At 72.9% G+C, this 23,534-nt stretch carries 24 protein-coding genes; 8 read left to right on the top strand and 16 right to left on the bottom strand.

Annotation, left to right across the window (positions count from 1 at the left end):
• Positions 1 to 177: 177 nt before the first annotated feature.
• From N1F89_RS01565 to N1F89_RS01550, 4 genes are read left to right on the top strand one after another with little or no spacing between them, the layout of a single operon-like run.
• A complete protein-coding gene (locus N1F89_RS01565) occupies positions 178 to 1,557 on the top strand; it encodes a UDP-glucose/GDP-mannose dehydrogenase family protein (protein WP_290080822.1) in 1,380 nt (459 codons plus the stop codon).
• 41 nt (positions 1,558 to 1,598) lie between these two features.
• Positions 1,599 to 1,862, top strand: a complete 264-nt coding sequence (locus N1F89_RS01560) for a hypothetical protein (protein WP_290080820.1) — start codon at positions 1,599 to 1,601, stop codon at positions 1,860 to 1,862.
• 12 nt (positions 1,863 to 1,874) lie between these two features.
• Positions 1,875 to 2,879 (top strand): zinc-binding dehydrogenase, encoded by a 1,005-nt coding sequence (locus tag N1F89_RS01555; protein WP_290080817.1) that lies wholly within the window; start codon positions 1,875 to 1,877, stop codon positions 2,877 to 2,879.
• A complete protein-coding gene (locus tag N1F89_RS01550; RefSeq protein WP_290080816.1) occupies positions 2,876 to 3,907 on the top strand; it encodes a Gfo/Idh/MocA family oxidoreductase in 1,032 nt (343 codons plus the stop codon). Before N1F89_RS01555 ends, N1F89_RS01550 begins: the two co-directional genes overlap by 4 nt.
• 192 nt (positions 3,908 to 4,099) lie before the next feature.
• On the opposite strand, the gene N1F89_RS01545 is transcribed toward N1F89_RS01550, so the two are convergent.
• From N1F89_RS01545 to N1F89_RS01535, 3 genes are all read right to left on the bottom strand, one after another.
• Positions 4,100 to 4,570, bottom strand: coding sequence for an SRPBCC family protein (locus N1F89_RS01545; RefSeq protein ID WP_290080813.1), 471 nt, complete (start codon positions 4,568 to 4,570; stop codon positions 4,100 to 4,102).
• Positions 4,567 to 4,911, bottom strand: coding sequence for a metalloregulator ArsR/SmtB family transcription factor (locus tag N1F89_RS01540; RefSeq protein ID WP_290080812.1), 345 nt, complete (start codon positions 4,909 to 4,911; stop codon positions 4,567 to 4,569). Before N1F89_RS01540 ends, N1F89_RS01545 begins: the two co-directional genes overlap by 4 nt.
• A gap of 240 nt (positions 4,912 to 5,151) precedes the next feature.
• Complete coding sequence (locus tag N1F89_RS01535; RefSeq protein WP_290080809.1) at positions 5,152 to 7,737, bottom strand: membrane-bound PQQ-dependent dehydrogenase, glucose/quinate/shikimate family; 2,586 nt, start codon at positions 7,735 to 7,737, stop codon at positions 5,152 to 5,154.
• 218 nt (positions 7,738 to 7,955) lie between these two features.
• Between N1F89_RS01535 and N1F89_RS01530 the strand changes: the two genes are divergently transcribed.
• Both N1F89_RS01530 and N1F89_RS01525 read left to right on the top strand, forming a co-directional pair.
• Complete coding sequence (locus N1F89_RS01530) at positions 7,956 to 8,111, top strand: hypothetical protein (protein ID WP_290080807.1); 156 nt, start codon at positions 7,956 to 7,958, stop codon at positions 8,109 to 8,111.
• Between the two features lie 239 nt (positions 8,112 to 8,350).
• Positions 8,351 to 8,845: a DUF2231 domain-containing protein gene (locus N1F89_RS01525; RefSeq protein ID WP_290080806.1), complete on the top strand. Its 495-nt coding sequence runs from the start codon at positions 8,351 to 8,353 to the stop codon at positions 8,843 to 8,845.
• Positions 8,846 to 8,877: 32 nt separating this feature from the next.
• Here N1F89_RS01525 and N1F89_RS01520 read toward each other — a convergent pair whose 3' ends face one another.
• The 3 genes from N1F89_RS01520 to N1F89_RS01510 all read right to left on the bottom strand — a co-directional run bounded on the left by N1F89_RS01520 (position 8,878) and on the right by N1F89_RS01510 (position 10,841).
• Positions 8,878 to 9,135 carry a hypothetical protein gene (locus tag N1F89_RS01520; protein ID WP_290080803.1) on the bottom strand — a complete coding sequence of 86 codons (258 nt, stop codon included), beginning with the start codon at positions 9,133 to 9,135 and terminating at the stop codon, positions 8,878 to 8,880.
• Positions 9,136 to 9,362: 227 nt separating this feature from the next.
• Positions 9,363 to 10,385 (bottom strand): phosphatidylserine/phosphatidylglycerophosphate/cardiolipin synthase family protein, encoded by a 1,023-nt coding sequence (locus N1F89_RS01515; RefSeq protein WP_290080801.1) that lies wholly within the window; start codon positions 10,383 to 10,385, stop codon positions 9,363 to 9,365.
• A gap of 84 nt (positions 10,386 to 10,469) precedes the next feature.
• Positions 10,470 to 10,841: a hypothetical protein gene (locus tag N1F89_RS01510; protein WP_290080799.1), complete on the bottom strand. Its 372-nt coding sequence runs from the start codon at positions 10,839 to 10,841 to the stop codon at positions 10,470 to 10,472.
• A 275-nt stretch (positions 10,842 to 11,116) separates the two neighbouring features.
• Here N1F89_RS01510 and N1F89_RS01505 point away from each other — a divergent pair, with 275 nt between their 5' ends.
• A complete protein-coding gene (locus tag N1F89_RS01505) occupies positions 11,117 to 12,148 on the top strand; it encodes a sodium:calcium antiporter (RefSeq protein WP_290080795.1) in 1,032 nt (343 codons plus the stop codon).
• 12 nt (positions 12,149 to 12,160) lie between these two features.
• On the opposite strand, the gene N1F89_RS01500 is transcribed toward N1F89_RS01505, so the two are convergent.
• From N1F89_RS01500 to N1F89_RS01465, 8 genes are all read right to left on the bottom strand, one after another.
• On the bottom strand, positions 12,161 to 13,243 hold the full coding sequence (locus tag N1F89_RS01500) for a c-type cytochrome (RefSeq protein ID WP_290080793.1): 1,083 nt from the start codon (positions 13,241 to 13,243) through the stop codon (positions 12,161 to 12,163).
• Complete coding sequence (locus N1F89_RS01495; protein WP_290080790.1) at positions 13,240 to 13,881, bottom strand: cytochrome c oxidase assembly protein; 642 nt, start codon at positions 13,879 to 13,881, stop codon at positions 13,240 to 13,242. The genes N1F89_RS01500 and N1F89_RS01495 overlap by 4 nt, the downstream gene beginning before the upstream one ends.
• Positions 13,878 to 14,258: a hypothetical protein gene (locus N1F89_RS01490; protein WP_290080789.1), complete on the bottom strand. Its 381-nt coding sequence runs from the start codon at positions 14,256 to 14,258 to the stop codon at positions 13,878 to 13,880. The genes N1F89_RS01495 and N1F89_RS01490 overlap by 4 nt, the downstream gene beginning before the upstream one ends.
• Positions 14,259 to 14,265: 7 nt before the next feature.
• On the bottom strand, positions 14,266 to 16,797 hold the full coding sequence (ctaD, locus tag N1F89_RS01485; RefSeq protein WP_290080788.1) for a cytochrome c oxidase subunit I: 2,532 nt from the start codon (positions 16,795 to 16,797) through the stop codon (positions 14,266 to 14,268).
• Positions 16,794 to 17,783 carry a cytochrome c oxidase subunit II gene (gene coxB / locus N1F89_RS01480; protein WP_290080787.1) on the bottom strand — a complete coding sequence of 330 codons (990 nt, stop codon included), beginning with the start codon at positions 17,781 to 17,783 and terminating at the stop codon, positions 16,794 to 16,796. The genes ctaD and coxB overlap by 4 nt, the downstream gene beginning before the upstream one ends.
• Positions 17,784 to 17,995: 212 nt before the next feature.
• Positions 17,996 to 18,784, bottom strand: a complete 789-nt coding sequence (locus N1F89_RS01475; protein WP_290080784.1) for an SDR family NAD(P)-dependent oxidoreductase — start codon at positions 18,782 to 18,784, stop codon at positions 17,996 to 17,998.
• A 10-nt stretch (positions 18,785 to 18,794) separates the two neighbouring features.
• Positions 18,795 to 19,967 (bottom strand): zinc-dependent alcohol dehydrogenase, encoded by a 1,173-nt coding sequence (locus tag N1F89_RS01470; protein ID WP_290080782.1) that lies wholly within the window; start codon positions 19,965 to 19,967, stop codon positions 18,795 to 18,797.
• Positions 19,968 to 19,984: 17 nt separating this feature from the next.
• The gene (locus tag N1F89_RS01465) at positions 19,985 to 20,653 is read right to left on the bottom strand and encodes an SRPBCC family protein (RefSeq protein ID WP_290080779.1); all 669 of its coding nucleotides are present in this window, start codon (positions 20,651 to 20,653) and stop codon (positions 19,985 to 19,987) included.
• Between the two features lie 259 nt (positions 20,654 to 20,912).
• Here N1F89_RS01465 and N1F89_RS01460 point away from each other — a divergent pair, with 259 nt between their 5' ends.
• Complete coding sequence (locus N1F89_RS01460) at positions 20,913 to 21,920, top strand: MBL fold metallo-hydrolase (protein ID WP_290080777.1); 1,008 nt, start codon at positions 20,913 to 20,915, stop codon at positions 21,918 to 21,920.
• Between the two features lie 13 nt (positions 21,921 to 21,933).
• On the opposite strand, the gene N1F89_RS01455 is transcribed toward N1F89_RS01460, so the two are convergent.
• Positions 21,934 to 22,164 (bottom strand): hypothetical protein, encoded by a 231-nt coding sequence (locus tag N1F89_RS01455; protein WP_290080776.1) that lies wholly within the window; start codon positions 22,162 to 22,164, stop codon positions 21,934 to 21,936.
• A gap of 52 nt (positions 22,165 to 22,216) precedes the next feature.
• Complete coding sequence (locus N1F89_RS01450) at positions 22,217 to 23,182, bottom strand: hypothetical protein (RefSeq protein ID WP_290080773.1); 966 nt, start codon at positions 23,180 to 23,182, stop codon at positions 22,217 to 22,219.
• Between the last annotated feature and the right edge of the window lie 352 nt (positions 23,183 to 23,534).

The following is a 23,534-nucleotide window of genomic DNA, read 5'->3' as shown; positions in this document are numbered from 1 at the left end:
TCGACCCGCGTCCGCGCGCGCACAGCGCGTCGCGCCGCGCCGGTTCGCGTTGCTCGCACCGGTTCGCGTTGCTGAAGCATCCGCAGGAACCGTCTCGCCACGGGATGCGTTGGGCGACACGAACTGCCGCAGGAGGGGCGGCCCCGAACCCGGCTCTAGAGGGACGGAGCGAACGCCATGAAGATTGCCATTGTCGGAGCCGGGTATGTCGGGCTGACGACCGGAGCCTGCCTGGCCGAGATCGGCCACACCGTGACCTGCCTCGACATCGATGCGCGGCGGATCGCCCGGCTGAAGGCCGGCGAGATGCCGATCTACGAGCCCGGCCTGGAGGCCCTGTCGCGGGTCAACCGCGAGGCCGGGCGGCTTGCCTATGGCGACGACGTGGCGGCCGGCGTCGGCGATGCCGACGCGGTCTTCCTCGCCGTCGGCACGCCGTCGGGTCCCGACGGCGACATCGACCTGACGCCGATCGAGCGCGCGGCGCGCCAGGTGGCGCCGAACGTGCGGCCCGACGCGGTGATCGTGGTCAAGTCGACGGTGGTCGCCGGCACCGCCCGCCGGCTGCGCCGGCTGGTCGCCGAGGCGCGCGGCGACGAGCGCGTGCCGGTCGCCGCCAATCCGGAATTCCTGCGCGAGGGCTCGGCCGTCGGCGACTTCCTGGAGGCCGACCGCATCGTCGCCGGTGCCGACGACCGCCGCTCCGCCCGCTGCCTGCGCCGCATCTACCGGCCGCTCTGCCAGCGCGGCGTGCCGTATGTCGACACCGACACCGTCAATGCCGAGATGGTGAAATACGCCGCCAACGCCTTCCTGGCGCTGAAGATCGGCTTCATCAACCATGTCGCCGATCTGTGCGAGGCGGCCGGCGGCGACGTCGCCGACGTGGCGCGCGGCGTCGGTCTCGACCGGCGCATCGGCGCGGCCTTCCTCGCGCCCGGCCCCGGCTATGGCGGCTCGTGCTTTCCCAAGGACACGCGCGCCTTCGCCGCGCTCGGCCGCCGCCACGGCGCGCCGCAGTGGATGATCGAGACGCTGATCGACAAGAACGAGGAGCGCAAGCGCCGGCTGGCCGCGCGCATCCTCGGCGAGCTCGAGCGCGCCGGCCCGGGACGCAACGTCGCCGTGCTTGGCCTCGCCTTCAAGGCGCGCACCGATGACGTGCGCGAATCGGCGGCGCTCACCGTCATCCCGGCGCTGCAGCAGGCCCGCTGCCGGGTCAGCGCGCACGACCCGCAGGCGATCGAGACGGCCCGGCCGCACCTGCCCGGCGTCGCCCTGCACGACTGCCCGTACCGTGCCTGCGAGGGTGCGGACGCGGTGGTCATCCTCACCGAATGGGACGACTACCGCGCGCTCGATCTCGGCCGGCTCGCTAGCGCCGCGCGCGGCCGCACGATCGTCGACTGCCGCAACCTCGTCGATCCCGCCGAAGCGCGCCGCCACCGGCTCGATCTCGTCGGCATCGGCCGGCCGGCCCGGCGCGACGCGCGCGCCGCGGGCACCCGCCCGGGCGGCGCCCGCGACTACGAGCGCATCGCCGCCTCGCCGGCCTGAGGCCGACCGGCGCCACCGACCACCAGCAACAGGAGGCCGCCATGACGAGCTCCAGCACCACCACCAACCACGACGAGATCCGCCGCTGGGCGGAGCAGCGCGGCGGCCGCCCGGCACGCGTCGAATCGACCAGCCCCGGCGGAATCCTGCGCATCGACTTCGGCGAGCCGGAGGAGCGGCTGGAGGCGATCTCGTGGGACGAGTTCTTCCGCATCTTCGAGGAGAACCGGCTCGCCTTCCTCTACCAGGAGGAGGTGTCGGGCGGTCAGACGAGCCGCTTCAACAAGTTCGTCGAGCGCGACTGAGCGGGCGGCGGCATGGCACAGGTGACCAGCGAGCCGGCGCGCGGCGAGGCGCGCGCGGCGACGATGCGCGCGGCGGTTCTCACCGGGCCCGGCCGCCTCGCCGTCGAGACGGTGCGGCGACCCGAGCCGGGGCCCGGCCAGGTGCGCCTGCGGCTCGAGGGCTGCGGCGTGTGCGCCTCCAATCTCGGCCCCTGGGCCGGGCCGGACTGGATGACGTTTCCGACCGAGCCCGGCGGCCTCGGCCACGAGGGCTGGGGCACCGTCGAGGCGGTCGGCGCCGGCGTCGACGCCGTGCGGCCGGGCGACCGGGTGGCGGCGCTCTCCTACCACGCCTATGCCGAATGCGACCTGGCCGAGGCGGACCGGCTGGTGCCGCTTCCCGCCGCGCTCGACGGCATGCCGTTTCCCGGCGAGCCGCTCGGCTGCGCGATGAACATCTTCCGCCGCAGCGCCATCGCGCCGGGCCAGACCGTCGCGATCATCGGCATCGGCTTTCTTGGCGCGCTGCTGACGCGGCTCGCCGCCGACGCCGGCGCGCGCGTGCTGGCGATCTCGCGCCGGCCGTTCTCGCTTAAGGTGGCGCGCCGCATGGGGGCCGACGAGAGCATCGTGCTGGACGATCACTGGCGCATCATCGAGGTCGTCCGCCAGGCGACCGGCGGCCGCTTCTGCGAGCGGGTCATCGAGGCCGTCGGCATGCAGTGGCCGCTCGACCTGGCCGGCGAGCTGACCGCCGAGCGCGGCCGGCTGGTCGTCGCCGGCTACCACCAGGACGGCCCGCGCCAGGTCAACATGCAGCTCTGGAACTGGCGCGGCCTCGACGTGGTCAACGCGCACGAGCGCGACCCCGCCGTCTACATGCGCGGCATGCGCCAGGCGGTGGACGCGGTGGCGGCGGGCCGGCTCGATCCGCGGCCGCTGCTGACCCACACCTATCCGCTGGCCGCGCTCGGCGAGGCGCTCGACGCCACGCGTGACCGGCCCGCAGGCTTCCTCAAGGCGTGGGTGCGGCCATGACGGCGCGCGCCCGCATCGCCGAGCCGGTCGCCGCGGCCACGCGGCGCCGGCCGCGCATCGGCTTCCTCGGTGTCGGCTGGATCGGGCTCGACCGCATGAGGGGCATCGTCGACGCCGGCCAGGCCGACGTCGTGGCGCTGTGCGATCCCTCGCGCGAGATGCGCGAGCGCGCCGGGGCGCTGGCGCCCGATGCGGTGTGCGCGGACGGGCTCGACGCGGTGCTCGACCAGGCGCCGGACGGCATCGTCGTCGCCACGCCCAGCGCGCTGCACGCCGAGCAGGCGATCGCCGCGCTCGAGCGCGGCGTGGCGGTGTTCTGTCAGAAGCCGCTCGGCCGCACCGCGGCGGAGGCCGGTCGCGTGGTCGCCGCGGCGCGGCGCGCCGACCGGCTGCTCGGCGTCGACCTGTCCTATCGCCGCACCGAGGGCCTGGCGCGGCTGCGCGAGGCGGTGCTGGGCGGCGCGCTGGGCGAGGTCTTCGCCGCCGATCTGGTGTTCCACAACGCCTACGGACCGGACAAGCCGTGGTATTTCGACAAGGCGCTGTCGGGCGGCGGCTGTGTCATCGATCTCGGCGTGCATCTCGCCGACCTGGCGCTGTGGCTGTTTCCCGGCCGCCGGGTCGAGGCGGTGGAAAGCCGGCTCTACCGGGCGGGCCGGCTGCTCGCCCCGGCAACCGACACGGTCGAGGATGCCGCCTTCGCCACGCTGACGCTGGAGGGCGGGGCGACGGTGCGGCTCGCCTGCTCCTGGCACCTGCATGCCGGACGCGGCGCGGTGATCGGCGCCGAGCTCTGCGGCACCGAGGGCGGCGCCGCGTTCCGCAACGTCGACGGCTCGTTCTACGACTTCACCGCCGCGCTGCACCGCGGCACCGAGACCGAGGTGCTGTGCGCCCCGCCGGATGCCTGGGGGCCGCGTGCGGCCTGCGACTGGGCCGCCCGGCTCGCCGCCGGGGAGCGTTTCGACCCGGCGGCGGAGGACTTCGTCGCCGGCGCACGGCTGGTCGACCGCATCTACGGCCGCTAGCGCCGATCTGCGTTTCACGCACGCGCGGATCGGCTGCGATTTGTTGACTTGAAGCGTTTGCGGACGGCGAACCGGTTCCATTCGCCCGGAAACGCTCGAGGCGTCGGCGCTGCCGGCGGAGCGGGGCGATGCGCCATGCGTCCGGCGGCTGCATCGCGACGGGCGTCGTCGTCCAAGCGGCTTGAGCCGCGGTCACGCGAGCTGCGTCGCATAGGCCGCCAGCTGATCGATCGTCGTGCCCCAGCCCTCGTGAAATCCCATCTCTTCGTGCTTGCGGCTGTCGGCGGCATTCTTGTGCATCACATGGGCCGCGTACCGCGTGCCGTCCGCCTCGGCGGCGAACGTGATCGTCGCGGTCAGGGTGAGCCACGGCTCGATGGGCCGCCATCCCTCGGCGAGCGCTGTCGTCCACACCAGACGGCGCTCCGGCACGACGTCCAGGAAGCACGCCTCCACATGCGGCTGGAAGTCGCCGTCTCCCTCACGCATCAGGGTTTCGAAGCCGCCTCCGGGCCGCAGATCCAGCTTCACGACGCGGCATTCGATCGGATCGGGGATCCACCATCGCGCAAGATGCTCCGGCCTGCTCCACGCCATCCAGACCTTGCGCGGAGGCGCCTTGATGAAGCGCGTTACGGAAAGCTGCTGGTCCTGCGGCATCATTCGGTCTCGTCCTCTTCCATCTGGGTTTCGACATAGGCGGCAAGCCGTTCGGCGCTCGCGTCCCAGAGCGCGCGCTGTCTCGAAAGCCACCTCTCGGTCTCCGTCAGGCGGCCGGGCTGCAATCGGCAGGTGCGCACCCGCCCGCGCTTTTCGGTGGCGATCAGGCCGCTCTCTTCGAGCACGCGCAGATGTTTCAGGAACGCCGGCAGCCCCATCTCGAAGGGCGCCGCGAGCTCCTTGACCGGTGCGGCGCCGCGAACCAGACGATGGACGACGGCCCTTCTGGTGGGGTCCGCCAGGGCGTGGAACGCAGTGTCGAGGGAGGCGCTATGGTTTGCCATACGGTGAACCATAGACGTTGGTTCACCGAATGGCAAACTGAATCTCGACCTGTGGCGTCTCCAGGCGAAGCGGAAAGCGGTTCGCCGTTCGCAGACGCGTCAGGACAACAGCGTGGAGCCGATCTGCGATTGCGCGAAAAGCGGATCGGCTCTGAGGGTCCGTGCCGTCGGGCGGATCGCTTGCTGCACGGCGCGGCGGGCCGGCGGCCGGGACCTGGCGGAGCCGGCCGCCGCGCGCCGTCACTCGTCGGGCGAGGGCAGCTTCCAGCCGAGCACGTAGTCGCCGATCGGCGTTTCCATGAAGTGGTGCCCGCCGGCCATGAACACCAGATACTGCTCGCCCTGCATCTCGTAGGTGATCGGCGTCGCCTGGCCGCCGGCCGGCAGCGCGTCCTGCCACAGCACCTCGCCGGTCTCGATGTCGATGGCGCGGATCAGGTTGTCCGTCGCCGCCGCGATGAAGATGAGACCGCCGGCGGTGACCAGCGGACCGCCATTGTTCGGCGTGCCGATGCGGATCGGCAGCATCGAGGGGATGCCGAACGGCCCGTTGCGGCGCGCCTCGCCGAGCGGCTGGTCCCACAGCGTCTCGCCCGTCGCCAGGTCGATGGCGCGGATGCCGCCATAGGGCGGCTGCTTGCACATCAGCCCGGTGAACAGCCGCCAGCCGGCATTGACCGTGATCGCGTAGGGCGCGCCGGCCTGCGGGTTGTCGTGCTCGCCGCGCGGGATGTAGATCGGCGTCAGGTTGCGCTCCTCGGCCTCCTCGCGCGTCAGCAGCCGGTTGTGGTTGGGCATGTCGTTGTAGTTGGCGACCAGCACGCCGCGTTCGGTGTCGACGGCGAGGCTGCCCCAGTCGTTGCCGCCGTTGTAGCCCGGATACTGGACGAAATGCCGGTCGACCGTCGGCGGCGTAAAGATGCCGTCATAGGACGCGCGGTGATACTGGATGCGGCACCACAGCTGGTCGAGCGGCGACATGCCCCACATGTCGCGCGGCTCGAGCGGGTCCTTGGCCAGCGTGTGGTAGGCGGAGAAGGGCTGCGTGTCCGACAGGTTCTCCGGCTCCACGCCGCCGCCCGGCACCGGCCGCTCCTCGACCGGGAACAGCGGCTCGCCGGTGCGCCGGTCGAGCACGTAGATGTCGCCCTGCTTGCTGGCCAGGATCAGCGCCGGCACCGAGCCGTCCTCGGCGGGAAAGTCGACCAGGCTCGGCTGCGAGCCGAGGTCGTAGTCCCACACGTCGTAATGCACGGTCTGGAACGACCATTCGACCGCGCCGCTCGCCGCGTCGAGCGCCACCAGCGCGGTGCTGTACTCGTTCTCGCACGGCGCGCGGTTGCCGCCATAGTAGTCGACGGCCGAGTTGCCCATCGGCAGGTAGACCATGCCGAGCTCGGCATCGGCGGCGACGCTGGTCCACATGTTGGGCGTGCCGCGCGTGTAGACCTCGCCTTCCGGCGGCGCGCCGGTCAGGTCGGGCTTGCACATGTCCCAGGCCCAGCGCAGTTCGCCCGTCACCACGTCGTAGCCGCGCACCACGCCTGACGGCGCGTCCTCGGCCTGGCCGTCGAGCACCTGCGCGCCGACCACCACGACGCCGTTGACGATGGTTGGCGCGGCGGTCACCGAATACCAGCCCGGCACGGTCTCGCCGATGCCCTCGCGCAGGTTGACTTCGCCGTTGAAGCCGAAATCGGGGCAGGGCTGGCCGGTCTCAGCGTCGACGGCGACGATGCGCGCGTCGAGCGTCGTCTCGACCACCCGCGCCGCGCAGGGCGCGTCGGGCTCGGCCTCCGGGTTCTCGAAATAGGCGACGCCGCGGCAGCTCGCACTGTAGGGGATGGCGTCCTCGTCGACGCCGGGATCGTAGCGCCAGCGTTCCTTGCCGGTCGCCGCGTGCACCGCGATCAGCGTGTTCATCGCCGAGCACAGATAGAGCGTGTTGCCGACCTTGAGCGGCGTCGTCTCCGGCGCGTACTTGCCGTTCGCCTCCTCGCTCGGCATGTCGCCGGTGCGGTAGGTCCACACGCGCTCGATCTGCGCGACGTTGTCGCGGTTGATCTGGTCGAGCGGCGAGTAGCGCTGCGCCATGTTGGTGCCGCCATAGGCCGGCCAGTCCGCGCCGACCTGCGGGCGCGTCTGCGTCATCGCCTGTGTCCGGCCGGCCGGCTCGTCCGGCGCGCCCTCCTGCGCCCGGTCGGTCGGCCCGGCAGGCGCGCGGGCCTCGCCGGCCGTCTCGTCGTCCGGCCCGGCCGCGTCCGGGTCGCGCGCCTCCGGCGCCTGGTCCTGCGGTGCGGTCTCGACGGGCGCCTGCGTCTGCGGCTCTTCCTGCTGCGGCGGGGTTTCCTCCTGCGCCACGGCACGCGGCAGCGCCGTCACCCCGTAGGCCGCGCCGGCGGCGACCAGCAGCGCCGCCGCACCGCCGGCGGCCAGCCGGCCGCCGGAGCGGGACGCGCGGCCGCCGCCGAGCGCCGGAATGGCGGCCAGCACCAGCAGCAGCAGGACGCTCGGCGCCACCAGGCGCGGCACCTGCGCCCACCAGTCGGTGCCGACCTCCCAGAAGGCCCACACGAGCGTGAAGGCGTAGACGGCGAGATAGATCCATAGGCCGAGCATCGAGCGACCGGCGAGCAGCGCGCCGGCCGCGATCAGGCCGAGTCCGGCGACCAGATAGTACCAGGAGCCGCCGAGCGTGATCAGCCACACGCCGCCCGCGCCGAGCAGCACGCCGATCACGACGAGAAGGGCTCCGATCAGCCGGGCGTACCAGCGTGCGAAGCCGCCGGCCCGGTGTTGCGTGCCGTTGCCTGTCGTCCAGCTCATGGTTGTTCTCCGCGACGTTGTGTCTGGGACCGGCCGGTGCACCGGCGTGCCTCGCTCCGGGGCCGCCGCGTCGATGGGCCGGATCAGGTGCAACGCCTGCGCGTGGGTCTTGTTCCTGCACCCGGCCGCATTCCTGGCGCGGCGGCACGCCGGTGCCTGCCGCGGAACGGCAGCGCGTGTCGGCCGTTGCCGTGGCAGGACCACGGAAGGACGATGTCATGGATCAATGGCTATGGTTTCTCGCCGTCGCCGGCGGCCCGGTGATCCTCGGGGTCGCCTTTGCCTATGCGCTTTTCCGCCGCCGCCGGCTGAGCCGGCGCGAGGCGGAGGCGCAACGCGAGGCGACGCGCGAGGTCTACCGGCAGGGCCACTAGATCGCGTCGCGGTGTGACGCGCGGACAGCGGCACGGCGGGTTCCCCGCGCAGCCCGCAAACGAGCCGGAAACGGCGCATGGGCGCCAGCCACCCGCGCGGCCGCCGCAGGCCGCAGCGTGCGCGTCCGGGCGGCCGCCTTCTGTACGGCCGAGAACAATTCCCCGGCCGGCCGGCCGGTCGCGGGAACCGCTGCACCGATGGCGTGTTTTGGCCGATCTCTCGAAGAAGGGTTGAGCCGATGGCACAGCACGACGACCACGCGCATCACGATCACCCCACCGCGCCGGCGCACGCCAGCTACGCCGCCTTCCGCGGCCATCCGCTGCATCCCATGGTGGTGCCGCTGCCGATCGGCGCCTTCCTGATGCTGCTGCTCAGCGACCTGGCATTTTTGGGCACCGGCGACGCCTTCTGGGCGCGCGCCTCGTTCTGGCTGCTCGTCGTCGGCATTCTCGGCGGCGCGGTCGCGGGGCTGATCGGCCTGCTCGACTTCACCAGCATCGGCCATGCGCGCAACCGGCAGGGCCAGCTGCACGCCTGGGGCAATGCGGCGGTGCTCGTGGTGGCGATCGTCAATGTCTACCTGCGCACCGCAGACGCGGCGGCGCCGATCGCCGGCTGGGGCGTCGCGCTCACCGTGCTGATGGTGCTGATGCTCGCCGTCACCGGCTGGGCGGGCGGCGAGCTGGTCTACCGTCACGGCGTCGGCCTGCTGCCCGACCGCCGTCGCTGAGACGCGGGCGGCCTGCCGGCGCCGGCCGGCCGTCAGTCGCCGCCGGCGGGCCGCGTGACCGGCGCCAGGCTGCCGTCGCGCGGCAGGTCGAAATTGAGCGTCACCCGGCGCGCCAGCGCGCACCGCGCGATCGGCTCGACGAGCTCGTCGTCGGTCAGCTCGCAGTGCGGCGCCAGGGTCCGCACGGCGCGCACCGCGTCGGCCATCGACACGATGCGGCCGGGACCCCAGCCGTGCACCAGCGTTTCGATCGCTTCCGCCGTGCTGATGCGGCGTACCGCTTTCGACATGGGTCGCGTCCTTGCCAGGAGGATCTCGCGGCCGCCCTCGACCGCCCCTCCCAATTCGCACCTGCGCCGTCCGGTTGCGGCGGAAGGTCAAAAAAAAGCCAGCAGAGACAACGGGTTTCCCCTTGACGGCATGGCCCGGGCCAGGCCGGCAGCGCACCGAATCACAGGCCGGCGCCGGCGCGGCCTTGCGGCGCGTTCCCGCGCCGGTTTCCGTCTCGCCTTTGCGGCTAGAACGAGGCCGCCTGCGCGGCATCCTCGGCGAGCCGCTCGCCGAGCGTGGCGCAGAAGGCGGGATGCCGGCTGGCGATGCCCGCTTCGAAGTTCACCCGCAGGCTGAGCGGATCGAGGTTGAGGCTGCCGACGGCCGCCCAGGCGTCGTCGATCAGCGCCAGCTTGGCGTGCAGCATGGCCGGCTGGTAGGCGAGCACGCGCGCGCCGGCCCTGGCGAGCATCCGGCCGCTCTGGCGCGTCAGCACGTTGACCCAGCCGATATCGCCCCTGGCCGGCACGATGAGGGTGAGCGCGACCCCGCGGGCGAGCGCGCCGCGCAGCGTGCGCCACAGCCACGGGTCGTAGAGCAGATAGGGTGCGGCGAGCACGACCGAGCGCTCGGCGGCCGCGATCCGGTCGAGCAGGAGGTCGGGATAGGCGACGGTGCCGCCGTCCTCGCCGCTCACCACGTGCTGCCAGACCGGCTCCGTCTCGGGCGCGGGGGGCGGCGGCACGCGGGCATGCCGCGTCGCCCGCGGCGCCTGCCAGATGCGGTCGAAGGCGGCTGCCGCGGCGGCGGCCGGCGCCCCCTCGATCCACGCCATGGTGTCGCGCCAGTCGGCCATGCGCTGCTCGAAGCACGAGCCGCCGACGAGCATGGCGGCGCGGTCGCAGATCACCGTCTTGCGGTGCAGCCGCGGCAGCGCGCCGATCGGGTGACGCATCAGCGCCGACAGGCCGTGGAAGCTGCGCAGCGCGCCGCCGGCCTTCTGCAGCGCCCGCGCCGGCTGCGAGCTGAAGGCGCTCGCGCTGCCGAAGGAATCGAGCATCACCCGCACCGCGACGCCCTCGCGCGCGCGCCGGGCGAGAAGCTCGAGCAGCGTGCGGCCGATGCCCTGCGGCGCCAGGATGTACTGCTCGATGGCGATGCTGTCGCGCGCCTCCTCGCAGGCCGCCAGCGTCGACGCCCAGTTCCAGCGGTTGCTGTGGCCCATGCGCCACCGCACCGTGTCGTCCGCGAGCCCGGGCTCGAGTGTCACCGGCAGCGTCTCCGTTCCGTTCCGCCCCCCATCTCGGCGAGCGGAGCCGGCTTGTCAAACCGCCTGCCGGCGCGGGCGGCCGGTTCAGCTTTCGGGCAGCGGCGGCGCCCGGTTGGGCATGTCGTCGAGGGCGACGGCCGGCAGGTAGCCGGTGCGCGTGCCGTAGGAGACGCCGCACCAGTCGTTGGCGCAGCCGATCACCTCCACCGTGCCGGCCGCCGGCACGAGATAGAACCCCTCGCAGGAGGCCGACGGGCCGCGCCTGAGCTCGATCTCGTCGATGACCTCGGCGATCTCGCGCGAATCGGTGCTCGCGGCCCACGCCATCACGCGCACGTGGTCGGCCCGGCAGCCGTCCGTCTTCGGCTGCGCTTCCTGCGCGTGCGCGCCGCCGGCGAGCGCCAGAACGAGCGCCTGGGCGGCGAGGGGGGCGATGGCTGCGATGGGTCGTGTCATGGCGGTCTGTCCTCGGCCTCTGGGGTGGAGGGCTCGCGCGCGTGCCAAGGGCGGCGCGGCGGCAAGCCGGGGTCGTGTCGGGCAACCGGGGGACGGGCGAATGGTTCCCTGTCCCTCATGGGACGGCCGGCGGCGCGGCAACGGAACGCTTTGCTGCTGCGGCCGTTCGCCTCCCGAGCGCGAACCGCGGAGGCAGCCACCATGCATGCCGGGTTTCCGCGCGCGCCGGCGCCGGCCGTCCGTCAGCGACGGCCGGTGGGACCGGCGGGCGCACGATGATCGACCTGACGGGCCAGCCGGCCTGGATCGTCGTCGGCGTCTTCGTGCTGTCGGCCGCGGCGATCACGGCGGCCGGCTGGCGGCTGTCCTCGGTGGCCGACAAGCTCGCCGACCGCACCGGCATGGGCGAGGTGGTCGCCGGCGCCGTGTTCGTCGGCGCGGCGACCTCGCTGCCGGGCGCCATCACCTCGATGTCGACGGCCGCCCAGGACGCGCCGCAGCTCGCCATCGGCAATGCGCTCGGCGGCCTGACGGCGCAGACGGCCTTCATCGCGGTGGCCGACCTGTTCTACCGGCGCGCCAATCTCGAACACGCCGCGGCGAGCGTCACCGGCCTCGCCCAGGGCGTGCTGCTGACCGTGCTGCTGGCGATCCCGCTGCTCGCCAACGCGCAGCCGCCGTTCACGCTGTGGGGCGTGCACCCGGCCTCGCTGGTCATCCTCGCGTGCTACGCCTTCGGCCTGCGGCTTCTCACGCTCATCAAGGAGGAGCCGATGTGGCAGCCGGTGCAGACCTCCGAGACGCGCGAGGAGCAGTCGGAGCCGCGCCAGGAGGACAACCCCGCCTCCGACCGCAGATTGTGGCTCGAATTCGCGGTGCTGGCGGCCATCACCGCGGCGGCCGGCTACACGATCGGCGAATCGAGCCTGGCGCTGGTGGCGATCTCGCCGCTGTCGCAGACCGCCGTCGGCACCGCCTTCGCGGCCGTGGCCAACTCGCTGCCCGAGCTCGTCACCGCCATCGCGGCGGTGCGCATCGGGGCCGTCAGCCTGGCGGTCGGCGACGTCATCGGCGGCAATTCCTTCGAGGTGATGTTCCTCTCCGCGGCAGACATGTTCTACGACGGCTCGATCTATGCCGAGATGACCGGCCAGGACCGCACCACCACGCTGATCGCCATCCTGATGACCGGCGTCCTGCTGCTCGGCATGATCCGCCGCCAGCGCGAGGGCGTCGTCAAGATCGGCTTCGAGAGCGCCGCGGTGCTGCTGCTCTATGCCGGCTCGATCGTGCTGCTGTTCGTGTGAGCGGCGGCCGCGTCAGCGCGCCGGACGGGAGGCGAAATAGGCCGCCAGCGCCGCGCGCTCGCGCACCGTCAGCTCGTCGGCGAAGGCCGTCATCAGATGGCTGTAGGGCGTGCCGCCGCGCACGCCGGCGGCGAACAGGCGCAGCTGGTTGGCGAGATAGTCCGGCCGCTGGCCGTCGAGGCCGGGATAGACCGGGTTGCGCTCCGGCCGGCCGTGGCAGCCGAGGCAGGCCGGCACGTCGCGTTCGGGAATGCCGCGGCGGGCGATCGCCCGGCCGCGTTCGATCAGCTCCGGCGCGGCGTCCGTCGGCGGTGCTGCGGGCGCGCTCTGCCCGGCATAGTGGCGCGCCAGCCGGTCGAACAGCGCGGCGTCGGCCTGGCCGGCGGCAAGCTGCATGATGCCGCTCGCCCGGCGGCCCTCGGCATAGGCGGCCAGGCTCGCCGCCAGATAGGCCGGCCGCTGGCCGGCGATCACCGGCACCGTCTCGCCGCCGCCCGTGCCGTCGCGGCCGTGGCAGCGTGCGCAGCCGGCGAGCGCGCCCTCGAAGCGGTTGGCGACGTCGCCGGCGCTGTCGGGCGGCGCCTCGCCATAGGCCAGCGAACGATAGTCCCGCGGCGCCAGCTCCGGCAGCCGGCGCAGGAAGGCGACCATCGCCCACACCTCGTCGTCGCGCGCCTGCGCCGGCCAGGCCGGCATGCCGGTGAAGCGCAGGCCGTGCTTGACGATGCGGAACAGCTCGGCGTCGCTCCAGTCGGCGAGCGCGGCGGCCGTCAGCGCCGGCGGCGCCGGCAGCATGGCGCGCACGGTGGCGCCGCGCGGTGCGCCCGGCGCGCCGTGGCACATGGCGCAGCCCGCCGCGTAGTGACCGGCCGCCGGCCGCACCCCCACCGGCGGCGGGCCGTCGGGCGGCGCGATCGGCAGCGCGTAGGTGCGCACCGCCGAGCGCATGGCGAAATGCAGGAACCACTCGGTGATCTTCCAGTGGCCGCTCGCCGCGCCGACGTTGAAGAAGCCGAGCCAGGCGACGAACAGCGCCGCGACGGGCAGCACCGCCAGCGCGATCGCCGCGCGCTTCCAGTTGATCCGCACCTTCATCGCAGTCCGTCCCCGGCCGCCGGCGACGGCGAAAGCACCCGGCCGAGCAGCGCCAGCCCGCCGGCCGTGTAGACCGCGGCGCCGACGAGCAGCATGACGACGCCGCCGATCTGCTGGTCCTCGGCCGGCGACAGGCTCACGCCGAAGCAGGTCACGGCGCCGGTGCCGTAGAGCGCGCGCGGGGCGAGCGCGAGCAGCGCGCCGAGCAGCGTCATGTGGACGGAGGTGAGCAGCAGGCCGAAGGCGCCGGCCGCCTCGCGCCGCGGCCCGGCCGCCGCCGGGCCGCCGAGGCAGGCCAGCCACAGCACCAGCCCCGCTGCCAGGAAGCTCGCCTGCTCGGCGATCGCCGCCGGCACGGAGACCGCCACCAGCGCGCGCATCGCCGGCACGTGCCACAGCCACACCACAACGAGGTCGACGAGCGAGGCGACGACGGGCGAAAACAGCACCGGCACGAACGGCGAGGGGTCGAGCCGGCTGCCGGCGAGGCCGATGCCGAGCAGCGGCGCGGCGACCGCCACCACCCCCATGTGCACGATCATGTGGCGGGTGAAGGAGGCCTCGGCGAGGCCGAGCAGCGGGCCGCCCCACACGAGCGCCAGCGCGGCCAGCCCGCCGGTCAGCGCCGCCCGCCTCACGGGTTGCACTCCGCGATCATCAGCACCGGCAGCGCGGTGTAGACGACGGCGACGAAGCTCAGCCCCGACAGCAGCAGCGTCGCGAAGCCCTGGAAGCTGCGCCGGTCGTGCGCCGTGGCCGCGTCGTGCGGCGGGTCCTCGGTGCCGAAGCCCCATTGCCGCCACGACAGCCAGGCCGCGGCGACGATCAGCGCCAGCGCCACCGCGGTCGCCGCGCCGACGCCGATGCGCACCCATTCGAAGCCGAAGCCGAGCCACTCGCGCCGCGCGCAGTAGACCGCGCCGCCGACATAGCAGACGAGGAAGTGCGCCGCCCACACCACCGGTCCGGTGAACAGCGTCCACAGGCTCTCGATCTCTTTGGGGACGAGCCGCATCGCCACCTCACGTCGCCAGCGGGAAGAAGCCGACGGTGGCGAAGGTCAGCACCGCCGAGACGAGCATGAAGTGCCAGTAGAGCACGACGTTCTCCAGGTCGATGTCGTGCTCGCGCGTCAGCCGGCCGGCCAGGCTGCGCGCCACGCAGTAGGCCTGCATGACGACGCCGACCGCGCCGTGCACGGCGATCCAGATGACGAGCGTCCAGACGATCGCCGGATAGGTGTGGGTGGTCGGCTGCATGCCGTGCGTCCAGGGGCCGGCGAGGCCGGCCGCCGCGCCGAGCACGGCCAGCGCCATGGCCGCGAGCAGCGCCAGCCGCATGGTGCCGGCCCGGCCGCGCCGGTTGAGGGCGCGCGCGGCCAGCATGGCCGCCCAGGCCGCCGCCGTCAGCGCGACCGCCGCCGAGGGCCAGGCGGTGCCGGGGCCGGCCGCCGCATCGGTGAAGTCGGGATGTACCGTCCAGTAGAAGAAATAGCCGAACAGCAGGCTGGCGAGCGCCGTGCCGTCGCCCACCATGGTGATGAACATCGCCCACCAGCCGACCGAGCGGGGGCCGGACACGTAAAGCGGCAGGCTGACGCCGCGGCCGATGTCCTTCTCCGGCTTTTCCGGGATCTCGGCGGTTCCGGTCCACAGCCAGTAGAGAATGGCGGCGGTGGCGACGATGCCGCCGGCCAGCGCGGCGAGCCACCATTTGTAGGTCATGAAGATGAAGACCGAGCCGAGCGCCGCCGCCGCGACGATCGTCACATAGGCCGGGCCGGGCACGCGCAGGCACTGGATCGGCTTGCCGTCGAGCACGCTGGTGACCAGCGTCTCGCGCCGGCCTTCCTCCGCGTCGGGCAGGTAGTAGAGCCCGGCGTCGACGTCGCGCATCAGGTTTTCCTGCTCCCACAGCGGGTAGCGGCTCTCGATGATCGGCACCGAGCGCACGCCCCAGTTCTCGCCCGGCATCTCGATCAGCCATTCCAGCGTGCCGGCGTTCCACGGGTTGCGTCTGGCGTAGGGCTCGCCGCCCTTGGGCCGCACCACCGCCCACACGATGACCAGCACGCCGGCGGCGAAGACGAAGGCGCCGACGGTGGAGACCATGTTGAGGACGGTCAGGCCGAGCTCCTCGGGATAGGTGAAGACGCGCCGCGGCATGCCGCGCAGGCCCGACAGGTGCATCGGGAAGAAGGCGACGTTGAAGCCGACGAACATCAGCCAGAAGCCGATCCGGCCGAGCCGCTCCGACAGCATGCGCCCGCCGATCATCGGATAGAAGTAGTAGAGGCCGGCGAAGGTGGGAAACAGCATGCCGCCGATCAGCGTGTAGTGCAGGTGGGCGACGACGAAGTAGGTGTCGTGCGCCTGCCAGTCGAACGGCGCCAGCGCCACCATCACGCCGGTCAGCCCGCCGATGACGAAGATCGCCAGCGCGCCGCCGGCGAACAGCATCGGCACCGAGGAGACGACCCGCCCGGCCAGCAGCGTCGCCAGGAAGACGAAGATCTGCACGCCGGTGGGGATCGCCACCGCCTCCGAGGCGGCCGAGAAGAAGCCGAGCGAGATCGACGGCAGGCCGGTGGTGAACATGTGGTGCACCCACAGCCCGAAGCTGAGGAAGCCGGTGCCGACCGCCGCCAGCACGATCCACGAATAGCCGATGATCGGCCGCTGCGCGAAGGTCGGCACGATCATCGCCAGGAGCGCGATCGCCGGCAGGAAGATGATGTAGACCTCGGGATGGCCGAAGATCCAGAACAGGTGCTGCCACAGGATCGGGTCGCCGCCGCGCGCCGGGTCGAAGAACGGCCAGTCGAACATGCGCTCGAGCTCGAACAGGATGTCGCCGGCGATCAGCGGCGGGAAGGCGAACAGGATCATGCCGGCGACCACCAGCACGTACCAGCCGTAGAGCGGCGTCAGGTTGATGCGCATGCCCGGCGGCCGGCACTTCAGCACGCCGACGATCAGCTCCACCGCCGCCGCGATCGAGGCGACCTCGATGAAGGACAGGCCGAGCAGCCAGATGTCGGCGCCGATGCCGGCATACTCGTGGTCGGTCGACAGCGGCGGATACATGAACCAGCCGGTGTCGGGCGCCGCGCCGAAGAAGATCGAGCCGCACACGAACACGCCGCCGATGACGAAGCACCAGAAGCCGAAGGCCGAAAGCCGCGGGAAGGGCAGGTCGCGCGCGCCCAGCATCTGCGGCAGGATGGTGATCGCCACCGCCTCGAACACCGGCACGGCGAACAGGAACATCATCACCGTGCCGTGCAGGGTGAAGGCCTGGTTGAACAGGTCGGCCGACAGGAAGTCGTTGTCGGGCACGGCGAGCTGCACGCGCATCATCAGCGCCAGCACGCCGGCGAACAGCATGAAGGCGAAGGCCATGGCCGTGTACCACAGCCCGACCTCGGTGTTGTTGACCGCCGTCCAGTAGCGCCAGCCCTTCGGGTTGTCCCACACCCGGCGCAGCCGCTCCTCCTGCGCCCGGCGCCGTGCCGCGCCGGCCTCGTCGTCCTCGTGCGGCGCGCCGGCACTCATTCGAGCCCCGCCAGGTAGGCCGCGATGGCGGCGATCTCGCGCTCGGGCAGCATGCCGAAAGCGGGCATGCGGGCGCCCGGCTTGACCGCCTCGGGCGCGGCGACGAAGCGGGCGATGGCCGCCTCGGTGTTGGGCAGCGCGCCCGCGGCGAGCGTCTTGCGCGCGCCGAGATGCGTCAGGTCGGGACCGATGGTGCCGTCGGCCGGCGTGCCGCGGATCGTGTGGCAGGCGCCGCAGCCATTGGCCAGGAAGGCGTCGAGGCCCGGACCCTCGGTGCGGACCGCCGGGCCGGCCTCGCGCTCCAGCCAGCCGGCAAACGCCTCCTCATCCATGGCGACCGCGGCGAAGGCCATCAGCGCATGCGAGGGGCCGCAGAACTCGGTGCACGGCCCGCGGAAGGTGCCGGCCCGCGTCGCCTGCAGCGAGAAGCGGTTGGTGCGGCCGGGGATCATGTCCATCTTGCCGCCGAGCTGCGGGATCCAGAACGCGTGGATGACGTCGGCGCTCTTCAGGCTGAAGGCGACGCGCGTGCCGACCGGCAGCCGCACCTCGTTGGCCGAGACGACCGGCGGTCCGTCCGGCCGGTGATAGATCACCCGCCACCAGAACTGCTCGCCGACCACCTCGACGTGGAGCCGGTCGTTCGCCGTCAGCGCCGAGGCCGGCCGCAGGTCGGGCATCAGCGCCAGGCCGTAGCCGAGCAAGATCAGGAGCAGCACCGAGGGCGTCACCGCGCCGGCCCACAGCACGATGCGGCCGGCGGCGCGGGCGCTGAAGACGCGTCGCCGGCGCCGGCCGGCATAGACGAGCGCGCCGATGACCGCGCACCAGATCAGCGCGCCGGCGAGCGTCATCCACCAGAACAGCGTGGCGACCGCCTGCGCCTCGACGCCGTGCGGGTCGAGGGCCGACTGGGGCCCGGAGCACGCGGCGGTCGCGATGGCTGGAACCGCAAGGCCGAAGGCTGCGCTGGCGCGCGCTCGCATGGCATCCCCTGGACCGTTTCGCCCGGCGCGGCGCGTCCGTGCCGGCGGCTGCGGCCGCGCCCGCAGACCGAACAACGCGGCGGGGATGATGAAGTTCAATTTTTTCCGCCAGCGCGGGCGGGCGGGCGCGGCGGCGCCCGGTTCGCCGTCCGCGAACGCGTCAAGACGACAAGCTGGCGCCGAGCCGCGATCCCGCTAAAAGCAGAACGGCGCTAGCCGTCGGCGCTGCCGGGTTCGGCCATCTTGCGGTGCTGCTCGGCCAGCGTGCCGGCCGGCGCCATGTGCGCCATCGCCGCCTGGATCTTGTTGGAGAAGCCGGTCACGACGCCGTCCTCGCCCTTCATCATGGCGGCATAGCCCTTGCGCGCCACCATGCGCGCGTCGTCCTTGTCCATCTCGCCGCCGACCCGGGTGTCGAGCATGTCGGCGCGCTCGAAGAAGCGCGTGTCGGTCGGCCCCGGCATCAGGCAGGTGACCGTCACGCCGGTGTCCTTGAGCTCGTTGCGCAGCGCCCAGGCGAAGCTGTCGACGAAGGCCTTGCTGGCGTTGTAGACGGCCTGGAAGCTGCCCGGCATGAAGCCGGCGATCGAGCCGGTGAGCAGGATGCGGCCGCGCCCGCGCTGCCGCATCGCGCGGCCGATCCGGTGCACCAAGAGCACCGTGCCGGTGATGTTGGTGTCGATGACGCGGCGGATGTCGCCGACCTGCTGGTCGAGGAAGGCGTGGCCGAGACCGCGGCCGGCATTGGCGAGCAAGAGCTCGACCGGCCGCTCGCCGACCGCCGCCACCAGCCGCTCGACCCCGTCCGGGCCGGACAGGTCCGCTTCGACGGCCGTCACCGAGGCGTCGAGCGCGCGCAACCGCTCGGCGGCCTTCGCGATCGCCGCCTCGTCGGCCGCGACCACGAGGTCGAAGCCGTCCTCCGCGCAGCAGCGCGCGAGCTCGTAGCCGATGCCGCTCGAGGCGCCGGTGACGACGGCGAGGGGGCGCGGGTCTGCCATGACGGTCTCCCTACGGCTTGAGGACGACCTTGGTCGTCAGGTTCTGCTCCTCGGCGAACATGCGGTAGCCCTGCGGCGCCTCCTCGAGCGGCATGCGGTGGCTGATCAGGAAGGTGGTGTCGATGCGCCGGTCGCGGATCATCTCGAGCAGCTTCGGCAGGTAGCGGTGCACGTGGGTCTGGCCGCTGCGCACCGTCAGCCCCTTCTCCATCAGCGCGCCGAGCGGGAACTTGTCGACGAAGCCGCCATAGACGCCGGGCATCGACAGCCGGCCGCCCTTGCGGCAGGCCAGGATCGCCTGGCGCAGCGCTGCCGGGCGGTCCGTCTCCAGCATCACCGCCTCCTTGGCGCGATCGTAGACGTTGTCGAGCGCGAAGCCGTGGCTTTCCATGCCCACCGCGTCGATCACCGCGTCGGGGCCGATGCCGCCGGTCATCTCGACCAGCGCCTTGTGCACGTTGGCGTGCTTGTAGTTGATCACCTTGGCGCCGAGCTTCTCGGCGAGCTCGAGCCGGTGCGGGTAGTGGTCGATGGCGATCACCTGGTGGGCGCCCATCAGGAGCGCGCTCTGGATGGCGAACAGGCCGACCGGACCGCAGCCCCACACCGCCACGGTGTCGCCGTCCTCGATCTCGCAGTTCTCCGCCGCCATCCAGCCGGTCGGCAGGATGTCGGACAGGAACAGAACCTGGTCGTCCTCCAGCTCGTCCGGCACGACGATCGGCCCGACGTCGGAAAACGGCACCCGGGCATACTCGGCCTGGCCGCCGGCATAGCCGCCGGTCAGGTGAGAATAGCCGAACAGCCCGCTCGTCTGGTAGCCGTAGAGCGTCTCCGACATGTCTGCGCTGTCGACGGGGTTGGAGTTGTCGCAGGCCGAGAACTGCTGCCTGTCGCAGAAGAAGCACTTGCCGCAGGCGATCACGAAGGGCACGACCACGCGGTCGCCCTTCTTCAGGCTGGTGTTGCCGCGGCCGACATCGACGACCTCGCCCATGAATTCGTGGCCCAGGATGTCGCCGGGCTGCAGCGTCGGGATCATCGCGTGGTAGAGATGCAGGTCGGAGCCGCAGATGGCCGTCGAGGTGATGCGCACGATGGCGTCGCGCGGGTTGACGATCTCCGGATCGGGAACGGTGTCGACGCGGACGTCCTTCTTGCCGTGCCAGGTGAGCGCTCGCATGGGGTGTCTCCTTCGGATCAGGCGCGCGGTGCCGCAGCACCCGGTTGCGCGGTCGCGATTTCGCCGGTCTCCATGAGCTGCTTGAAGCGCTTCAGCTCGCGGCGGGCCTGGATGTTGGGCTCGCGCTGGAACAGCTTGGCGGCGAGCCGGCCGACGGCGCCGGCCGGCGGGTCGTAGGCGATAGTCGCCTCCACCTCGGTGCCGCGGCCGTCCGGCGCGTCACGAAAGACGACGCGGCCGCTGTTGCGGACCGGCGCGTCCTCGTCCGAGCGCCAGGCGATCAGCTCGCCCGGCCGGTCCTCGGTGATCGTCGTCTCGAAGCTCAGCTCGCGCTCGCCCGGCGCGGCAACGGTCCAGCGCGAGCGCCGGGTGTCGGAGACCGCGACGTCGCGGACGTTCTCCATGAAGCGGGGCAGGTTGGCGAAGTCGCGCCAGAAGGCGTAGAGCTCGGAGCGCGGCCGCGCGATGGTCACGGTACGGCCGACCACCGTCTGCTCGCGCCAGCCGAGCCGGCGGCCGTCGCGCAGGGCGCTGTCGGGCACGTGGCCGGCATAGCGCGCGCGCCGTCGCGGCTGGCCGGCGCGATAGACGCCGTAGACGGCCAGCGCGCCGGCGGCGAAGGCGACGGCCGCAAGGCCGATAGCGGGCGTCCGGCGGACCTCGAGGTCCCGGTCGAAACGGTACATGGTGCTGTCTCCCAGTCGGTGGCGGCCGTGCCGCGTCCCACTGCGACAACCGACCGGCCGCGCCGAGGTTCCCTCGAAAAGTCGGCCCGCGCCGCATTGCCTTTCGCGCCGCCAGGCGCTTTCCTCCGGCGGCCTGACGCGTTTCCCGGCGACGTGGAAACCGGTTCGCCGTCCGGAAGCGCGTCAAGAGGACAAGCGGGAGCCGAGCCGGTCGGCGATTCCGTGAAAGGCGGAACGGCGCTCGGAAAAACGGGGAGCCATGTCGCATCTGGTGCAGCCGCGCCTGGTCAACGGGCCGTTCGACGACCCGGCGCTCTACGTCGACTTCCGTTTCGGCCGGCGCGCGCTGCTGTTCGACCTGGGCGACGTTTCGGCGCTGTCGCCGCGCGAGATCCTGCGCGTCGGCCAGGTCTTCGTCTCGCACATGCACATGGACCACTTCGCCGGCTTCGACCGGCTGCTGCGGCTCTTCCTCTACCAGGACCGCACGCTGCGCCTGGTCGGCCCGCCGGGTCTGTGCGCGGCGGTCGCCGGCAAGCTGTCGGCCTACACCTGGAACCTGCTGGGTCCCGACTCGGCCGGCTTCGCCATCGTCGCCGAGGAGTGGACGCCGCAGGGCTTCGTCGGCGCCGCACGCTTTGCCGCACGCGCCGCCTTCGCCCGCGAGGCGGCGGCGCCGCCGCCGCTCGCCCCCGGCCTGCTCGCCGAGGACGCCGAGTTCGTCGTCGAGGGCGCGGCCCTCGACCACGGCGTGCCGAGCCTCGCCTTCGCGCTGCAGGAGCGCCGGCGCGTCAACGTGCACAAACCGCGGCTCGACGCGCTCGGCCTGCCGGTCGGCGCCTGGCTGACCGAGGCCAAGCGGGCGCTGCGCGGCGGGGCCGCGCCCGACACGCCCGTCGCGCTGCCGGACGGCCATGCTGTGACGCTCGGCCGGCTGGTCGAGGCCGGCGTGCTGGTGCACGGCCCCGGCCAGCGCGTCGTCTACGCCACGGACCTCGCCGGCCATGCCCGCAACCGCGACCGCCTGGTCGCGCTCGCCCGCGGCGCCGACCGGCTCTACATCGAGGCGCCGTTCCTGGAGGCCGACGCCGCGCTGGCGGCCGCCCGCAGGCACCTGACCGCGGCCGAGGCGGGCGCCGTCGCGCGCGCCGCCGGCGTGGCGACGGCGGTGCCGTTCCACTTTTCCAGCCGCTATGCCGGGCGCGAGGAGGCGTTGCGCGCGGAGTTCGCGCGGCACTGGCAAACGGCGGCATCGCCCGGCCGCTGAGGCGGCGCGGCCGTCAGATCGCCGGCACCCACTTCCAGAACACGCCCTCCATGCGCTCCGGATAGTAGCGGAACTCGCACTCGAAGCGGCGGCCATAGGCTTCCGCCGCGGCGGTCGCCGCCTGGCTCGCCGGGTTCATGCCGGAGCCCGGCGCGAACCAGTCCTCCAGGAGGTCGTCGGGCACGTAGGCGCCGATGCGCAGCGGCAGATGTTCGAGCACGCGATCCATGTCGTTCGGTGGCAAGGGCCCCTCCTGATGCAGTTGCCGCGCCGGCACGCCCCCCGCGTGCCGCCGCTCAGCCGGCGACCGCCAGTGCCTCGATGCGCGCGGGCGGCGGCCCCTCGGGCGCCAGCCGCCGGCAGCCGCCGCCGGCCGGATCGAGCGCCAGCAGGCGGCCGTCACCGAGCCCGGCGAACAGCCGCCCGGGCGCGGCCGCCAGCGCCCGCGGCAGGCTCGTGAGGCCGGTCGCCAGCGCCACCCACGGCCCGTCGCCGCGCCAGCGGTGGATCGCCGCTTCGGCATCGCGGTCCGGGTCGTGCGCGTGGCGCGGCCCCGGTGCGGTCGAAACGTACCATGTGTCGGCGTCTTCGGCGTCGACTTCAAGCCCCCAGCAATAGGCGTCGGGCCGGCCGGCGTCGGCCGGCCGCCAGCTTTCGCCGCCGTCCCGGCTCCACGCCGCGCCGCCGCCGCCCGCCTCGTAGGCGCGGCCGGCCGCCCGCGGATGCCAGGCGAGCGCGTGCACGTCCTTCTGCGCGCCCGGCCGATGGTCGATCCAGCGCGCACCGCCGTCGCGGCTCAGCATCAGGCCGCCGAGCTCGATGCCGGCGATGAGCCGGTCGGCGTCGTGCGGGTCCGGCGCGATCGCGCTGACATGGCTCGTCCACGGCCGCGGCGGAAAGCTCCAGTCGGGCGCCGAGGGCAGGGCGCGCAGCGCGTCGAGCTCCCGCCAGGTGGCGCCCGCGTCGCGGCTGACGTGCAGCCGGCTCGGCTCCGTCCCGGCATAGACTGCGCCGTCGGCCGCGCTGACGGCGAGCGAGAAGACGTCGGCGCCGGCGAGCGGCAGGGCGCGCCAGTTCCGGCCGCCGTCGGCGCTGCGCAACACCCCGTCCGGCGTGCCGGCATAGACGGTGTCGCCGTCGCGCGGATCGACCGTCAGGCAGCGCACGCCGCGGCCCTCGAGCGTGACTGTTGTGGTGTGGCTCGCCGCGGCGGCCTCGAGGCGGGCGAAGCCGTCGCCCGTGGCGGCGTAGAGCGTGGTCATCGCGCCTTTGCACCCCCGGCGCCGCGCTGTCGCATCGTCCGGTCCATGCCGGGCGAACGCCGGCCGAACGCTGCGGTTCCCGCTGTGCGGCCGGGGTCTCGACGTCGCGGCGCCCGGCGGCAGGTGGATCAGCCTCGAGGCGGCGTGCCGTTCGATCAGTTCCGTGATCCGGCGGCCCCGGCTTGCCGATCCGTCGGAGGCCGGTCGCCCGATCGTCCGCATCAATCCGGTCTCGTCGTAGAAGGGGGGCTGCTGCGCCGGGATCGACGTGATCGCCCGGTGAAACGCTTGGGTCAGCAGGGGCACCTTGGGCAGTTGGAACGGCTCCGTGCCAGACGTGGAGTACCCCTTC

Source organism: Aquibium sp. A9E412 (assembly GCF_030398335.1).
In the GTDB taxonomy this organism is placed as follows: Bacteria; Pseudomonadota; Alphaproteobacteria; order Rhizobiales; family Rhizobiaceae; genus A9E412.
The sequence above is the reverse complement of the archived record's forward strand: the minus strand, read 5'-3'. Positions and strand labels throughout refer to the sequence as shown.

Bases quoted from the DNA above. Each gene is read 5' to 3' on its own strand.
- N1F89_RS01555 (WP_290080817.1), top strand. From the start codon at position 1,875: ATGGCACAGGTGACCAGCGAGCCGGCGCGCGGCGAGGCGCGCGCGGCG.
- ctaD (WP_290080788.1), bottom strand. From the start codon at position 16,797: ATGAGTGCCGGCGCGCCGCACGAGGACGACGAGGCCGGCGCGGCACGG.
- N1F89_RS01465 (WP_290080779.1), bottom strand. From the start codon at position 20,653: ATGTACCGTTTCGACCGGGACCTCGAGGTCCGCCGGACGCCCGCTATC.
- N1F89_RS01510 (WP_290080799.1), bottom strand. From the start codon at position 10,841: ATGACACGACCCATCGCAGCCATCGCCCCCCTCGCCGCCCAGGCGCTC.
- N1F89_RS01460 (WP_290080777.1), top strand. From the start codon at position 20,913: ATGTCGCATCTGGTGCAGCCGCGCCTGGTCAACGGGCCGTTCGACGAC.
- N1F89_RS01475 (WP_290080784.1), bottom strand. From the start codon at position 18,784: ATGGCAGACCCGCGCCCCCTCGCCGTCGTCACCGGCGCCTCGAGCGGC.
- N1F89_RS01505 (WP_290080795.1), top strand. From the start codon at position 11,117: ATGATCGACCTGACGGGCCAGCCGGCCTGGATCGTCGTCGGCGTCTTC.
- N1F89_RS01540 (WP_290080812.1), bottom strand. From the start codon at position 4,911: ATGGCAAACCATAGCGCCTCCCTCGACACTGCGTTCCACGCCCTGGCG.
- N1F89_RS01470 (WP_290080782.1), bottom strand. From the start codon at position 19,967: ATGCGAGCGCTCACCTGGCACGGCAAGAAGGACGTCCGCGTCGACACC.
- N1F89_RS01560 (WP_290080820.1), top strand. From the start codon at position 1,599: ATGACGAGCTCCAGCACCACCACCAACCACGACGAGATCCGCCGCTGG.
- N1F89_RS01490 (WP_290080789.1), bottom strand. From the start codon at position 14,258: ATGCGGCTCGTCCCCAAAGAGATCGAGAGCCTGTGGACGCTGTTCACC.
- N1F89_RS01530 (WP_290080807.1), top strand. From the start codon at position 7,956: ATGGATCAATGGCTATGGTTTCTCGCCGTCGCCGGCGGCCCGGTGATC.
- N1F89_RS01500 (WP_290080793.1), bottom strand. From the start codon at position 13,243: ATGAAGGTGCGGATCAACTGGAAGCGCGCGGCGATCGCGCTGGCGGTG.
- N1F89_RS01520 (WP_290080803.1), bottom strand. From the start codon at position 9,135: ATGTCGAAAGCGGTACGCCGCATCAGCACGGCGGAAGCGATCGAAACG.
- N1F89_RS01565 (WP_290080822.1), top strand. From the start codon at position 178: ATGAAGATTGCCATTGTCGGAGCCGGGTATGTCGGGCTGACGACCGGA.
- N1F89_RS01550 (WP_290080816.1), top strand. From the start codon at position 2,876: ATGACGGCGCGCGCCCGCATCGCCGAGCCGGTCGCCGCGGCCACGCGG.
- coxB (WP_290080787.1), bottom strand. From the start codon at position 17,783: ATGCGAGCGCGCGCCAGCGCAGCCTTCGGCCTTGCGGTTCCAGCCATC.
- N1F89_RS01545 (WP_290080813.1), bottom strand. From the start codon at position 4,570: ATGATGCCGCAGGACCAGCAGCTTTCCGTAACGCGCTTCATCAAGGCG.
- N1F89_RS01450 (WP_290080773.1), bottom strand. From the start codon at position 23,182: ATGACCACGCTCTACGCCGCCACGGGCGACGGCTTCGCCCGCCTCGAG.
- N1F89_RS01525 (WP_290080806.1), top strand. From the start codon at position 8,351: ATGGCACAGCACGACGACCACGCGCATCACGATCACCCCACCGCGCCG.
- N1F89_RS01535 (WP_290080809.1), bottom strand. From the start codon at position 7,737: ATGAGCTGGACGACAGGCAACGGCACGCAACACCGGGCCGGCGGCTTC.